This window comes from Actinomadura sp. 6K520 (assembly GCF_004349245.1).
In the GTDB taxonomy this organism is placed as follows: domain Bacteria; phylum Actinomycetota; class Actinomycetes; order Streptosporangiales; family Streptosporangiaceae; genus Spirillospora.
This window is the reverse complement of record NZ_SMLC01000003.1, coordinates 1-14,368: the sequence shown is the minus strand read 5'-3', so window position 1 is coordinate 14,368 and position 14,368 is coordinate 1. Positions and strand designations below refer to the sequence as shown.

Here is a 14,368-nt window from a genome sequence, read left to right as displayed (position 1 = left end):
GGCCCCTCGCCGGCCCCGCCGCTAGCCCCAGAGCCGGCGGTCGTCGGCGTGCGGGTCCGCGACGACTTCGTCGGCGGGGCCGTCGAAGACCTTGACCGAGCGGGCGGACGGATCGAACCGCCGCCAGCCCGGGTCGCCGTGCACGGCGAAGTCCGTCCAGGCGCGGTGCATGCGGTCGGCGAGGGCCTGCGGCGGGTTCGGCCCGGCCAGGCCCTCGCTGCCCTCGGCCAGGTTGTCGAAGACGAAGCCCAGCTCCAGCGCGTGGCAGGCGCCCAGGTCGTGCATGGGCGACCGCCACGCGAACTCGTACATCCACGTCCCCCCGGTGCCGCCGGACGCGGCGTGCCCCGCGGCGGCCCGGTGGGCGGGGATGCGGAACAGATGGTCGGTGATGATCGTCGCCATCAGCTCGCCGGGCGTCTGGTCCGGGTGGTGGCCGCGGTAGGCGGCGGGCAGTTCCGGCGGGACGCCCATGCCGGCGGTGACGGCGCCGACGAGTTCGTCGGTGAGGTCGCGGGCCAGGCCGGTCGGCATCAGGAAGAACCGGAACTCCTCCGACGTGTAGCCGATGAGCAGGTCGACGTCCCGTCCGGCACCGGCGGCGAGGGCGTCCTCGGGGCGCCGGGCCAGCAGCTCACCGTCCAGGATCGGGGTCAGCGACATGCCGCCCGCGGCGGTCGTGGCGCCCCAGCGGGCGGGGTCGGGCAGCGCCGCGACCTCGGCGGCGACGGCCGCCTGCACGGGCAGGATCGCGGAAGGGTCGAGCGCGGCGAACGCCTCGGCGGTCGGCTCGACACCGAGCCGGGCGGCCATCTCCTTGGTGACGAGCAGCGCGTCCGCCGGGTCCTGGGCGATGGTGCCCGCGCCGCTCTGCGCGATCGCGCGGCGGAAGAGCCCGAGGTCGAGCGACAGCAGGGTGGCGACGCTCATCGCGCCGGCGGACTCGCCGAACACCGTGACGCGGTCCGGGTCGCCGCCGAAGCCGGCGATGTTGTCGCGGACCCACTCCAGCGCGGCGATCTGGTCGAGCAGCCCGCGGTTGGGCGGCGCGCCGGGCAGATGCGCGAAGCCCTCGACGCCGAGCCGGTAGTTGATCGTCACGCAGACGGCGCCGTCGCGGGCGAAGTTGCGGCCGCTGTAGAGCGGCACGGCCCCGGAGCCGTTGCGGAAGGCGCCGCCGTGGATCCACACCATCACGGGAAGACCCGAACCCCCAGGCTCAGGAGTCGGGTCATTCAGGGGGGACGTCCCCCCTGTACCCCCCGCGAAGAAGGGCGTCCAGACATTCAGGTTCAGACAGTCCTCCCCCGGAATGTCGGGATCGGGCAGGAGCGTGTCGAAGGGCCGGGGGTAGCCGGGCTTGGGCGCGGTCGGCCCGTACTCGACGGCGTCGCGGACGTCGTCCCACGGCTCGGGCGGGCGCGGCGCCTGAAAGCGGTTCGCGCCGAACGGCGGTGCGGCGTAGGGGATGCCGAGGAAGGCGGTGACGCCGTCCCGCGTGGTGCCGCGGACCTTCCCGTAGGACGTCTGAGCGATCGCCTCCATGCCCCGCCTCCATTCCTAGAACAAAGTTCGAACCAGGGTACGGGATCGGGCGGTCAGCCCTTCGCCGGCCGCAGCATCCGGGTGAGGTAGTCGCGGGCGAAGGCGCGGATGGCGTCCTCGTCCTCCAGCGCGAGGCCCCCGCCGGGGACGAGGAGCAGCGAGACCGCGAGCCGCAGCAGCACCTCGGCGACGGTGTCGTGGTCCTGCGGGTCGTCCGGGCGGGCGCGGCGGAGCCGGTCGGCGAGGATGTCGCGGGCCGCGAGCATCACCGCGCCGCCGTTCATGCTGAGCTGCGGGATGACCGCCTCGGGCTCGCTCTCCATGACGCGCGTCATCAGCGGGTGCGTGCGGGCGCTCTGCAGGCCGACCACGAAGCCCTCCACGACGGCCTCCTCGGGGGACGAGAGGTCCTCGGTGGCCTGCGCTATCGCGATGAGGAACCGGCGGCACTCCCGCAGGATCACCGCCTGGAGCAGCTGCTCCTTGTTGCTGAACCGCCGGTAGATGGTGGTGCGCGCGACCCCGGCCCGCTTGGCGACGTCCTCGACGCTGACCCTGCGCAGCCCGTAGGTCTCGAACTCCGCGAGCGCGGCGTCCAGGATGCGGGTGTCGAGGTCGTCGGGGTCGGCCTCCGGTGTCGCCAGCCGGGCCCGGAGCCCCTCGGCGCCGGTCGCGTGCAAGGTCATATCGGCACCCTAACCGGCTCGGGCGCCCGCGTCGTGCGGGCTGACGCAACACAGTTACAATAATCGTTGTTCTGTACTTCTCGCTGCGACTCCCGGCGGTGCACATGACGGACCAGGCCGAGACCCCGACCCCCGGCCCGCTCGGGCCCGGCTCGCTGACCTGGCGCTACTTCGGCGACACCCGGATGGCCCTCGTGGGCCCCCGGGCGGCCGTGCTGCAGAACATGCTTCCCGAGCTCGGCCAGGGCGTCCTCGACCACTCGGTGTTCTTCTCCGAGACGTTCGCGCGGGTGAAGCGGTCCGCCGGCCCGATCCTGAACACCGTGTACGGCGGGGAGCGGTCCGCCGAGACGGGCCGCAAGGTGCGCGACTACCACCGCGACATCAAGGGCACGATGCCGGACGGCTCCCGCTACCACGCCCTCGATCCCGAGACCTACTACTGGGCGCACGCCACGTTCCTCGACAACATGCTGTACGGCATCGAGACGTTCATCAGGCCGCTCAGCGAGGACGAGAAGCGCCGCATCTACGACGAGTCCAAGGTCTGGTTCCGGATGTACGGGGTCAGCGACCGGGCGATGCCGGAGGACTGGGAGGCGTTCCAGGCGTACTGGAAGCGGATGCTGGACGAGGTGATCGTCCCCCACAAGACCGCGCGGTACGGCGTCGGCTACGTCAAGAAGGGGCTGCCCGCGCCGCCGAAGGTTCCCGCCCCGGTGTGGCGCGCGGTGTCGCCGCCGCTGAACGCGGTCGCCCGGTTCATCACGGTCGGCGGGCTGCACCCGCGCATGCGCGAGCTGCTCGACCTGCCGTGGAGCGCCGCCGACGAGCGCCGCCACCGGCGGTTCGCGGCGGCGGTCCGGGCGGGGAACCGCGTGTGGCCGCTGCTGCCCGAGGCCGTCCGCTACGTCCCGCAGGCCCGCCGCGCCTTCCGCGGTGCGCGGCGGGCCTGACCGGCTAGGAGCCGGAGCGGATGCGGGCGTCGTAGTCCTTGCGCGCATCCGGGTCGTACTCCAGGAAGATCGTGTCGAGGCCGAGGCGCCGCGCGAGGGCCTGCCGGACCCCGTCGGGGAACAGCGCGCCCATCCGGAGCTGCCTGCCGAGCCGCTTCGGGACGACGACCTGCGGCCGGGGCCTGCCGATCATCGCCACGACCGCGGCGGCGATCTCCGCGGGCTCGCAGTTGCGCTGCCCCTTCGGGCTGCGCGTCCCGGAGACCAGCTCGGTGTTGGTGAACGTCGGCAGGACGGCGCCGACGCGCACGCCCCGGCCCCCGACCTCCAGCCTGGTCGCCTCGGTGAACGCCACGATCGCGGCCTTGCTGGCGTTGTAGAGGGCCAGGCCGGGGGTGAACATGATCCCGGCCACCGACGCGATGTTGACGACGTGCCCGGCCCCGCGCGGCAGCATCCGGTCGAGGGCGAGCTTGGTGCCGAGCATCACGCCGTGCACGTTGACGTCGATGCAGCGGCGGGCGTCGGCGTCGCTCTCCTCGGTGACGGGCCCGATCGGCATGATCCCGGCGTTGTTGACCAGGACGTCGAGCCGTCCGGCGGACTCCTCGGCCCGGTCGAGGAACGCGGTGAACGACTCGCGGGAGGTCACGTCCACGGTGAGGCCCGTGACGCCGAGCGACGCGGCGGCCTCCTTGACGGCGGTCTCGTCGATGTCGCCGATGACGACGACGGCGCCCGCCGCCTTCAGGGCCCGCGCGGTGGCGAGCCCGATCCCCCGCGCGGCCCCGGTGATCGCGACGACCTTCCCCGCCACCGGCCCGCTCACGGGCTCTGCTCCAGACGTTCGAGGCGGACGGGCAGGCCGTCCTTCGGCGACGGCAGCGACGTGGTGTCCAGCGGCCACTCGTACCCCGCGGGGACGCTCCAGCGGTACCTCTGCAGCACCTGGTGCAGGATCGTCTTGACCTGCATCCCGGCGAAGTACATGCCGATGCACTTGTGCGCGCCCCCGCCGAACGGCGACCACGCGTACTTGTGGACCTTGTCCTCGCGGCGCTCCGCGGAGAACCGCCCGGGGTCGAACCGGTCCGGGTCGGGCCACCATTCGGCCATGTGGTGGTTGCTGAGCATCGGCACGACCACGAGGGAGCCCGCGGGGATGTGGAAGCCGAGGATCGAGGTGTCCTTGACGACCTTGCGCGGCAGCGCCGGGACGGGCGCGACCATCCGCAGCGACTCCTTCATCACCATGTCGATGCCGGAGAAGTGGTCGAGGTCGTCGTAGCCGGGCTGCGCCTTGCCGAGGTCGAGGGACTCCTGGCGCAGCCGCTCCTGCCATTCGGGGTGCTTGGCGAGGTAGTACGCCATCGAGGTCATCGTGATGGTGGTCGTGTCGTGCGCCGCCATCAACGCGAAGATCATGTGGTTGACGACGTCCTCGTCGGTGAACCGCTCGCCGTCGTCGGTCTCGGCCTGGCAGAGGGCGGCGAACAGGTCACTACCGCCGGAGGCGTCCCGGGGGGCGTGGGGGGTCGTCCCCCCTCGAAGAGCACCGCCGCGGCGCTTGGCGGGCAGGTGCCGGTAGAAGAACTCCTCCAGCACCTTGCGCGCCTTCAGGCCGCGGTGCCAGCGCAGGCCGGGGACGGGGAACCGGACGTAGGCCGTGCCCGCCCGGACGGCGTCGATGAACGCGCCGTTGACCCGGTCGCGCTCGGCGTCGTCCAGTTCGACGCCCATGAAGACGTCCACGGCCAGGTCGAGCGTGAGCTGCTTGACGTGGTCGTAGACCTTGAAGCCGTCGCCGGGCTCCCACGCCTCGACGCCCTTGACGATGCCGGGCGCCATCGCCGCCATGTAGGACTGGAGCCGGGGACGGGTGAACGCCTCCTGCATGATGCGGCGGTGGTGCAGGTGCTCCTCGAAGTCCAGGAGCATGATGCCGCGGTTGAAGAACGGCCCGATGAAGTAGCTCCACGCCGGCCCGTTCGCGAACGCCTTGTCCCGGTTGACCAGGACGACCTGGGCGGCCTCGGGGCCCTGGACGGTGACGGTCCGCTGCCCGAGCAGCCACCCCCAGGCGACGGGGCCGTACTGCTCGTAGCGTTTGCGGGCCATCCCGATGGGGTCGCGCATCACCGCGAGGGTGCTGCCGATGTACGGGACGCCGGGCACGCCGGGGACCGGTTTCAGGCCGCTGCCCTGCGGCGGCGGCGCGAGGACGCTCGTCATGACCCCTCCGGAACGTGCGCAACAAAAGACCGAAATCTGTTGCTTTGTTGTAACGCAGGGGACGCCCGTAAGTCCAGGCTTGCGGGCGGTGAATTGTGACTCCCCGGTCAGCGCGCCGCGCGGCCCGCGGAGGCGGCGAGGAGCCGCCGCCGCGCGGCGTCCGTCAGCGGCCGGTACGCCCCCGCCCTGGTGCGGTGGTAGGTGCGGCCGTCCCCGGCGGGCGGGACGCCCTCGTCCCGCAGCGACGCCGTCCGCAGCCGCCCGCCCGCGGTGCGGGGGACCTCGTCCACGACCCGCACGATCGCCGGCCGCAGTTCCGGCTCCACCCGGAGCATGGCCTCCGACAGGTCCAGGGGCTTCAGCTCGCCCACGTCGCGGAGACTCACCGCCGCGGCCACGATCTCCGTCTCCCCCACCGGGAGCCCGTAGACGGCCACGGTGTCGATGTAGGGCAGGTCGCCGAGCGCGTCGCGGATCGGGCCCGGCGGGACGATCCGCTCGGCCGTGCGGATCAGCTCCGTCTCCCGCCCGGCCATCCAGAAGTCGCCGTCGGCGTCCCGGCGGAACAGGTCGCCCGTGATGGTCCAGGCGTCGTCGGGGTGGAAGACGCCGCGCACGCACCGGGTCTCGGCACCGGCGGCGGGGGGCCGCGCCCGTTCGAGCAGCATGCCGATCTCGCCGGGCTCGCATTCGACGGCGAACCCGTCCGGCCCCTCCTCCAGGCGCCCGCTCTCCAGGTCGTACCGGGCGAGCCGCACTCCGGCGCTGCCCGGCAGCGGGCGGCCCAGCGACCCGGGCTTCTTCCCGCTGAGGTTGACCAGCACCGACTCGCCCTCGGCGGAGGCGTAGAACTCCAGCACGCGGGCGGGCGCGAACCGGTCCTCCACGCGCCGCCAGAGGCCGCGCGGCATACCGGAGCCGATGAACAGCCGGACGGCGTGGTGCCGTTCGGCCGGGTCCGGCGGCGCATCGGCCAGGTCGCGCAGCAGCAGCCACGTGTAGGACGCGACGGTCACGCCGTAGCGGCGCGCCTCGTCCCAGAAGGTCCGGGGGTCGTAGCCGCCCGCGAGCGCGAGCCGGGCCCCGCCGGCGACGGCGCCGCCGAGGCTCATCAGCAGCGCGGACGGGTGCTGGAGCGGGGTGATGCTGTACACGGTGTCGGACGACGACAGCGCGGCCGACGACGCCGTCCCGAACGCCGACAGGGCCCAGCGCCGGTTGGTGATCCGGCTGGCCCGCAGGAGCTCCCCCTCCCCGGTGAACACGACGAACGCCAGGTCGCCGGCCCGCCCCGGGTTCGGCCGGTACCACCCGGGAAGCTCGACGCGCTCGGGGTCGATGGTCTCCATGTCCGTCAGCGGGCCACGCTCCTCCTGTCCGACCCCGCCGAGGACGTAGCCGTCCACGCCCGCCAGCTTCGCGGCCCGCGCCGCGTGCTCCGGGTCGGCGATGACGCGGGTCACCCGGCCGAGCCGCGCCTCCGCGTCCGGGTCGCCGTCGGGACGCAGCAGCACCGCGACGGCGCCGAGCCGGCTCAGCGCCGCCACCAGCGCCAGCGCGGTCGGCCTGGTGCCCATGAGCACGCCGACCGCGTCGCCGCGCCGCACCCCGATGTGGATCAGCCCGCGGACGACGGCGTCGATGCGCCGCTTGGCGGCGTCGTGGGTGTGGCCGCGCCCGTGGTAGAGGAAGAACACCTCGTCCGGCCTGCGCCGTGCCTGCTCGTCCAGGAGCAGCCCCATGGACACGCGGGTGTCGGGCTGGATGCGTTCCAGCCGGGCCAGCCGCGGCAGGTTCTGCGCCGCCTGCCCGGTGAGCTCCCGGGTGCCGTGCACGGCCCGCGCCGCCGTGCGGAACGCGGAGCGGGCGGCCCCCGCGCCCACGCCCAGCGCGAGCTGGAGCCCGTAGCCGGCGGGCCCGCCGGGCAGCTCGGCCGTGGCCGCCTCCTCGTCCCCGGTGACGGGCGCGACGATGTCCGGCAGGTCCCCGTCGCCCGCGCGCCATTTCGCCCACGCGGCCACCGCGGGCCACGTCCGCGCGATGGCGAGGCTGCCGACGACGAGCCCGAAGTGCCCGGCGGGCAGGGACGCCTCGTACACCTGGGCGCGCGGCGCGGCCCGCCTGATCCCGCGGACCATGGGCGGCCCGGCGATCTCGTCGACCTCCCCGACGAAGGTGAGCACCGGGCAGGTGATGTCGGCCAGCGTGACGGGCCGGTCGCCGATGACGAACCCGCCGGTGAGCATCCGGTTGTGCTGGATGAACTGGCGGATGAACTCCGCCAGCGCCGGGCCGGGCCACGACACCCAGCCCTCCCGCTCCAGGAAGCGGCGCTGCCGCTCGCGCGGCGCGAGGCGCTCCCGGTCGTGCAGCTGCAGGATGAAGTCGATCCGCGACCGCACCGACTTCACGGGGCTGAGCGCCTGGAAACCGAGCCGCGTCACCCAGCCCGGCACGGCGAACCCGCCGAGCAGCGCGTCGGGGATGCGCTCGGCCCCCTCGGCCGCGAGCCGGCTGGGCAGGCCGAACGGGAGCCCGACGCTGGTGTCGGCCGGGCTGCCGAACGTCACCACCGACTCGATGCCCTCGCTGCGCCGGTACGCGGCGGCCTGGTAGACGAACATGCCGCCCTGCGAGTACCCCGCGAGGTGCACGTCCCGCCCGGTGGCCTTCCGGATGCGGTCGACGGCGTCGCTGACGGCGAGGACGTGGTCGCTGACCGTCCGCTCCAGCCCGCCCGGCTCCCGCTCGGGCGCGCCGAAGTCGACCACCCACGGGTCGACGCCCAGGTCGTGCAGCACCCGGACCGCGCTGACCCGCGAGGAGATGTCGTACACCTCCGCGGTGATCATCAGCGGCGGGACGAGCAGCAGCACCGGCCCGCCCGCGGCCCCTGGGAAGTAGTGCCGCAGCCGGTACACCCGCTGCTCGGTCACGACCTCGCAGGGCGCCGCGTCCTCGTCGGTGTCGAACCCGCCGAAGCGGGCGACCTCCAGGGCGTTCTGGGCGGTGGAGCCCAGGCGGGAGCCCAGGCGCAGGAGCGTTCTGGCAACAGCCGGCATCGGGCACCTTTCACAGGCGTCAGCGCCATCGTGTCGCGCCGCCACCGGCTTCCGCAATCACGGGACGATGCGCGCACCCTCCATCTTCCCGGACTTCAGCCGCTCCCACATGTAGCGGCGGCGCGGCTTGCCGCTGGAGGTCCGCTGGATCAGCCCGGTGCCGATGACGATCGTCAGCTCGACGTCGTCGCCGAGCCGGCGGCGCAGCATCTCGCGGACGGCGGCCGTCCACGACTCGTCCTGCGTCTCGGCGAACAGGGCGAGGCCCTTGCGTCCGGCGTCCGGCACGGCGACGGCGGCGATGCGGCCCTTCCCGAGCCGGCTCACGTCGGCGATCTTCGCTTCGAGGTCCTCGACGTAGACGGAGCGCCCGCGCACCTTGATGCTGTCGCCCATCCGCCCGAGGACGAAGAGCTGCCCCTCGTGGAAGAACCCGGCGTCCCCGGTGAAGACCCTCCCGTCGATGAACCGCGTCGACTTGGCCTCCGCACCCGCGTAGTACCCCGGGCAGGCCGACGCGCCGCCGACGACGATCTCCCCGAGCAGCCCGTCCGCCAGCTCGGCCCCGGCGTCATCGACGATCGTGACCGGCACATCGCTCTCCGGCGTGCCGCACCCGACGACCCACCCGGCCTTCGCGCCGAGCGAATCCGGCCCCAGCCGGTGCTGGTCGAGGATCCGGACGGGCTCCCCGAACGACAGCGACTCGGGGTCGGGCCGGACGGCGAGCGGGGGCCGCTGCTCGCTGTCCATGGTGACCAGCAGCGTCGTCTCCGCCATGCCGTAGGCGGGTTTGAACATCGTCCGCGAGAACCCGAACGGCTCGACGAGCTGCGCGAACCCCTCCAGGGTGTGCGGGTCGATGGGCTCGGCGCCGATCAGCGCCATCTTCCACCCCGACAGGTCGAGGCCCGCCAGCTGCTCGGGCTTGATCCGCCGCGCGCAGTACGAGTACGCGAACGGCGGCGCGGCCGTGTGCGCGGCCTCGCCGAAAAGGCGGATCCACCGCGCGGGGTCGCGGATGAAGTGGTCGGGCCGCATCAGCCGCAGAATCCCCTGCCGCGCGATGGGCGTGATGAAGGTGCCGATGAGCCCCATGTCGTGGTAGAGCGGCAGCCACGTGGCGACCACGTCCCCGTCCTCGTACCCGGACTCCCGGACGATCAGGTCGGAGTTGGCCTCCAGGTTCGCCCAGGTGACCATCACACCGCGCGGCGCACCGCTGGACCCGGACGTGAACTGCAGCAGGGCCAGCTCTCCGGCCGGCTGCACGTCCGCCTCGTCCACGGACTGCCGGGGCCGCCACGGCTCGCCGCTCATGCCCGCCTCGGCCATGGCGCGTCCCGCGTACTCGGTGAGGTCCTTGGACGCGACGACCAGCGCGGGCGACGCCTGCCGCAGAATGGCCGCGACGTGCGCGACGTAGTCGTCCCCGTCCTGGAACAGCGGCGGCGTGATGAGGCACACGGTCGCCCCCGCCGCCCACACCGCGTAGTAGGTCTCGATGCACGTGAAGTCCGTGGGCAGGATCAGGCAGACGACGTCCCCCGGCCGTACGCCCTCCTCGATCAGCGCGGCGGCGGTGCGCCGCGCGCCGGAGGCCAGCTCGCCGTAGTCGCGGAACTCCCAGCCGCCGTCGTCGGCCGCCAGATGAACGCCACGTCCGCTGTTCGGCTTCTCCAGCCAGTCGCGCAGCGCAGATGCCATCGTGTCCCTTTCGCATGCCCTCGGTCACCCACGTGACTCGCCGGTAACTTCATCAGGATGGCGCGTCGCAGTCAACCGAGTCGATCAGCAAAGAGACCAGGCGGTCATTTGGAGACGTCCCACAAGGCGTTCAGCCCTGCCGGGACAGGCCCTTCCGCACGCCCGCCACACGAACACCCGCACGCCACCCGAGCAGCGTGAGCGCCAGGAAACCCGTGGCCACGATGACGAACGGGAGAGCGGTCCCGTCCCCGGACAGGGCCCGCAGCCCCATCCCGCCCACGAGGGTCGTCACCCACACGACGACCCCCGCCGGCACCAGCGCCTCAGGCCGCCGCCAGACCCGCCCGAGCAGCCATCCACCACCAAGGGCGGCGAGAAAGGGCCAGACGGTCCCGAAATAACCGGTAAGGGACGCGGCCTCCTCATGCGTGGCACGCCCGATGGCGACGAACACGAGGACGCAGCAAACATCCAGAAGCCCCGCCACACCGGTCCGCATACCCCCAGGGTAGCTAGCCCAGGGGGGCGACCCCCTGGAACCCCCGTTACGCGCGGCGGGAGTCTCATGCGGTGGCGTGCTCCTCCCTTACGGCGGGGCCCGCGACCCGGTCACGACTCCCGGGCAGCAGGGCGCGGGCCAGCACCGCGGGCCGCAGCAGTGCCGCCGGTGGGTCGAGGAGGCCGATGACGCGGAAGAACTGCTCGCCGACCGCCGCGTCGCGGGCCGCGGCCGCCTGCACGCGGTCCACGTAGGCATTCATGATCTTGACGGCGGGGCCGCGGCGCCCCGCGACCTCCGGCAGGGACAGGTCGGCCGCGACCGCCATCCGCCAGGGGTCGTCGAGCGTCCTCGCCACCGCCCGGAAGTACCGCCGGGCCAGGCCGCGCGGCCCCTCCCGCAGGGAACGGCGCAGTACCTCGGCCTCAAGCCCGGCCACCGTCATGCCCTGCGCGTAGATCGGGTTGAAGCTGCACAGCGCGTCCCCGGTGACGACGAGCCCTTCGGGCAGGTTCCGGACCCGCTCGTAGCGGACGCGCAGGTCCGACGAGTACCTGTGCGTGGCGACGCCGCCGAGCGGTTCGGCCGCGCGGATCGCCTCGAACACGTCCGGCGGCGCGAGTTCCCGCGCGAACGCGAGGAAACCGTCGTCGTCCGCCGGCGGGCGGCGGTCCAGCCCGGCGACGGTCAGCAGGTACCGGTCGCCTTCGACGGCGACCATCGCCATGCCCGCCGACCGCCCCGGCCGCGGTCCCACGACGACGGCCCTGCCGATCCGCGCGGCCAGCGCCGGGCGGATCGGGCGCGAGGCGTAGCCGACGCCGATGTTGATCTCCTCCCGGGGCACGGGCCCGTACCCGAGCCGCTCCAGCCAGTGCCGGGTGCGGCCGCCGCGTCCCATCGCGTCGACGACGAGGTCGGCGCGGATCTCCTCGGCGGCGCCGCCGACACTCCTCGGCATGACCTGCACGCCGGTGATCCGGCCCGGCCCGCCGCCGAGCAGCCCGACGACGTCGCGCCCGCAGGTGAACCGCACCCCGGGCAGCGCCGCCACCCGCTCGCGGACGGCCCGCTCCAGGAAGGGGCGGCTCGCCTGGATCGCCCGCTCCGCACCGGCCCGCCGCAGGAGCGTGCGGCCGCCCATGACGAACCGGTGGTCGGCCCCGGGGTCGGCGACGACGGCGCCGCCGTCGACCAACTCCCGGTCCAGGCCGGGAAAGAGCTCCTCCAGGATTCGCTGCCCCCGCGGCAGCAGGACGTGGGCGTGCCTGCCCTGCGGGACGCCTTTGCGCGCCTCCCTCGTCAACGTGCCGTCACGCTCCACGATCGTGACCCGCTCGTACGCCTCTGCCAGAACCCGCGCGGCGAGCAGCCCCGCCATGCCCGCGCCCAGGACCACCGCGTGCTCTCCGATGACTCGCATCTCGTGCCTCCCGTTGTCGGTCGATGAGGCGACGATGCGGTGGGCCGCTGTCCACCCGCCAGGCCACTAGCCGTCCACTTGGTGGCCGTTTCCGTAGAGTTCGCGTTCCCAGAGCCATCCGGCGATCCGCTCGACGGCCCGGTTGCGGTGCCGCCGGTAGGTGCTGAACGGCAGCCCGAGCATCTCGGCGGCGCGTTCCTGTGTCGGGGCCGGGCGCAGGAACGTCCGGTCGACGACCCGGTACAGCGATTCCTCGCGGGGGTCGTCCCGCAGCGTCGCGGCGGCCTCCGCGACGAGCCCGCGCAGTTCCCCGGCGGGGTCGTCCGCCCCGCGGACGAGCCGGGACCGCAGCAGGGGGTTGCCTGCGAGCCGGTCGGCGCGGTGCAGGTCGCGCAGGGCGGCGCGGACGGCGTCGGCGAACTCCGGCTGGGACAGCACCAGTTCGGGAGGGCTCGCCGCGGTGACGGGGGCGCCGAGTTCGCGTTCGGCCGTCAGCGCGAGCCACTCGTCGACGCCGCGGTCCCGCCAGTCGTGGGCGTACACGTCGTAGCGCCGCCCGCCGATCCGGAACGCCGCTTCGGCGGCGTGGTGGAAGTCGAAGAAGGACAGCAGCGGGTCCCAGTAGTCGCGCTCCGACGGGACGGCGACGAGGTCCCACGCCTTGCGCGCCCCGGTGATGATCTCCTGCCCGTGCCAGAGCCGGATCATGGTCTCCGACCGGGTGGGCCGCGCGCCCGGCTCGGTGTCCACGAAGAACCGCCAGGCCATGACGCTCTCCCCGGGCCGCGGGGGCCCGTGCCGCAGCACGTGCTCCCACATCGCCCGCGCCCCCGGATCGTCCCCGATGCCGGTCTCGCTCAGCTCCAGGTACGCCGCGAACCCGAACGGTTCGCCCGCCCCGTCCCGGAACACCCCGAACGCCGCGGGCTGCCGCTCGATCCACTGCGCCGCGTAGGCGGCCTGCTCCGCGCCCTGCTGCTCGCGGGTCATGGCGAGCACGGTCTCGGCGTCGCCGGGCCGCAGCCCGGTGGCGGACAGCTGCCCGAGCCCGGTGAGCCGCCAGTACCCCTTGACGATCGGGTGGTCCCGGCTGAGGAACATGATGTCCGCGACGGTCTGGTGCCGGACGCGCTCGTCCTCGGCGGCCCGCCGCGCCCGCTCGACGAAGTGGGCCCGCAGCCGCCGGTGCAGTCCCGCGTACCCGTCCGGGTCGCGCCAGCGCAGGTCGGCGTCCAGGATGTCCCGCACCACATCGTGCGGGAACAGCCCGAACTCGCGTTCCTCGACGAACGACAGGGTTCTCAGCCAGTGGAACAGCGTCCCGGCGTCGTCACCGAGCATGGCCCGGAGCAGTTCCTCGGTCGTGAACCGCGCGTGCGCAGAGACCTGGAGCGCCTCCGCGTGCCGCGGACCGGGCACCTGGTCGACGAGCCGCGTCAGCAGCGCCCGCACGATGTCGGGCGCGGCGCGCAGAGCCCCGGGCACCTCCTCCCGCCGGTGCACCATGTCCACGAGCAGCGCGAGGGTGAGCGGATGCCCGTGCGCCAGCTCCAGCATCCGCTCGCGCAGCTCTCCCGGGACGCCCTCGACCGAGAGATATTCCCTGGTCTCCGAGGGGCTGAGGTTGCGCAGGGACACCACGCGCAGCAGCTCGTGCCACCCCGCGTCGGCGACCCACCGGGGCGAGGGCGCGTCCCGTCCCGCGAGCACGACGACGGTGTCGGCGGGCAGCCCCGGAACGAACTGCTCCCGGACCCAGTCGTCGAGCGGGGCGAGCATCTCGTAGGTGTCGATCAGCACCGCGTACCGCCCCGCCCCGGGCACCTCCGCGGCCCGCAGAAAGGCCGACGCCTCGGGCGGCACCGTCCGCGCGTCCACGAGCACGGGAGTGACCCCGCTCTGCCGCGCGGCCTCCGCCATCTCCCCTAACAGCGCGCTCTTGCCGACCCCACCGGGCCCGTGCAGGAAGAGGACGGCGAACGCCCCGTCCGAGAGCGCCCCGCGAAACAGCTCGATCTCCCCGCCACGCCCGACGAACCGCCGCCGCCGAGCCCGCCGGAGCCGATCCCCGACCGTCCCCGAGTCGCCCAAACCCTCCTCCAGCCCAAGCCCCAAGGGACGTTAGTAGCAGCCCCACCGACCCAGGTCCAGACCCAGCCGATCTGCTCGCGGGTCATGGCGAGCACGGTCTCGGCGTCGCCGGGCCGCAGCCCGGTGGCGGACAGCTGCCCGAGCCCGGTGAGCCGCCAGTACCC

At 73.6% G+C, this 14,368-nt stretch carries 10 protein-coding genes; 1 reads left to right on the top strand and 9 read right to left on the bottom strand.

Translation table 11 applies throughout. The features are described 5' to 3' along the window. Positions 1-21: 21 nt before the first annotated feature. Both E1289_RS01465 and E1289_RS01460 read right to left on the bottom strand, forming a co-directional pair. Positions 22-1,545, bottom strand: coding sequence for a carboxylesterase family protein (locus E1289_RS01465; RefSeq protein ID WP_131974420.1), 1,524 nt, complete (start codon positions 1,543-1,545; stop codon positions 22-24). A 53-nt stretch (positions 1,546-1,598) separates the two neighbouring features. Then, complete coding sequence (locus E1289_RS01460; protein WP_131974418.1) at positions 1,599-2,231, bottom strand: TetR/AcrR family transcriptional regulator; 633 nt, start codon at positions 2,229-2,231, stop codon at positions 1,599-1,601. Between the two features lie 104 nt (positions 2,232-2,335). Between E1289_RS01460 and E1289_RS01455 the strand changes: the two genes are divergently transcribed. Then, a complete protein-coding gene (locus E1289_RS01455) occupies positions 2,336-3,187 on the top strand; it encodes an oxygenase MpaB family protein (RefSeq protein ID WP_131974416.1) in 852 nt (283 codons plus the stop codon). Between the two features lie 4 nt (positions 3,188-3,191). On the opposite strand, the gene E1289_RS01450 is transcribed toward E1289_RS01455, so the two are convergent. From E1289_RS01450 to E1289_RS01420, 7 genes are all read right to left on the bottom strand, one after another. Beyond that, complete coding sequence (locus E1289_RS01450; RefSeq protein ID WP_131974414.1) at positions 3,192-4,016, bottom strand: SDR family oxidoreductase; 825 nt, start codon at positions 4,014-4,016, stop codon at positions 3,192-3,194. Continuing rightward, positions 4,013-5,419 (bottom strand): cytochrome P450, encoded by a 1,407-nt coding sequence (locus tag E1289_RS01445; protein ID WP_131974412.1) that lies wholly within the window; start codon positions 5,417-5,419, stop codon positions 4,013-4,015. Before E1289_RS01445 ends, E1289_RS01450 begins: the two co-directional genes overlap by 4 nt. 107 nt (positions 5,420-5,526) lie before the next feature. Continuing rightward, on the bottom strand, positions 5,527-8,481 hold the full coding sequence (locus E1289_RS01440; protein WP_131974410.1) for an AMP-binding protein: 2,955 nt from the start codon (positions 8,479-8,481) through the stop codon (positions 5,527-5,529). Between the two features lie 57 nt (positions 8,482-8,538). Beyond that, on the bottom strand, positions 8,539-10,188 hold the full coding sequence (locus E1289_RS01435) for an AMP-binding protein (protein ID WP_131974408.1): 1,650 nt from the start codon (positions 10,186-10,188) through the stop codon (positions 8,539-8,541). Between the two features lie 130 nt (positions 10,189-10,318). After that, positions 10,319-10,690 (bottom strand): DUF3054 domain-containing protein, encoded by a 372-nt coding sequence (locus E1289_RS01430; RefSeq protein ID WP_131974406.1) that lies wholly within the window; start codon positions 10,688-10,690, stop codon positions 10,319-10,321. Between the two features lie 64 nt (positions 10,691-10,754). Continuing rightward, positions 10,755-12,113: an FAD-dependent monooxygenase gene (locus E1289_RS01425; RefSeq protein WP_131974404.1), complete on the bottom strand. Its 1,359-nt coding sequence runs from the start codon at positions 12,111-12,113 to the stop codon at positions 10,755-10,757. 66 nt (positions 12,114-12,179) lie between these two features. Then, complete coding sequence (locus tag E1289_RS01420) at positions 12,180-14,228, bottom strand: AAA family ATPase (protein ID WP_243712540.1); 2,049 nt, start codon at positions 14,226-14,228, stop codon at positions 12,180-12,182. Positions 14,229-14,368: the final 140 nt, after the last annotated feature.

Coding starts and splice junctions, on each gene's coding strand:
- E1289_RS01465 (WP_131974420.1), bottom strand. CDS start 1,545: ATGGAGGCGATCGCTCAGACGTCCTACGGGAAGGTCCGCGGCACCACG.
- E1289_RS01460 (WP_131974418.1), bottom strand. CDS start 2,231: ATGACCTTGCACGCGACCGGCGCCGAGGGGCTCCGGGCCCGGCTGGCG.
- E1289_RS01455 (WP_131974416.1), top strand. CDS start 2,336: ATGACGGACCAGGCCGAGACCCCGACCCCCGGCCCGCTCGGGCCCGGC.
- E1289_RS01445 (WP_131974412.1), bottom strand. CDS start 5,419: ATGACGAGCGTCCTCGCGCCGCCGCCGCAGGGCAGCGGCCTGAAACCG.
- E1289_RS01440 (WP_131974410.1), bottom strand. CDS start 8,481: ATGCCGGCTGTTGCCAGAACGCTCCTGCGCCTGGGCTCCCGCCTGGGC.
- E1289_RS01435 (WP_131974408.1), bottom strand. CDS start 10,188: ATGGCATCTGCGCTGCGCGACTGGCTGGAGAAGCCGAACAGCGGACGT.
- E1289_RS01430 (WP_131974406.1), bottom strand. CDS start 10,690: ATGCGGACCGGTGTGGCGGGGCTTCTGGATGTTTGCTGCGTCCTCGTG.
- E1289_RS01425 (WP_131974404.1), bottom strand. CDS start 12,113: ATGCGAGTCATCGGAGAGCACGCGGTGGTCCTGGGCGCGGGCATGGCG.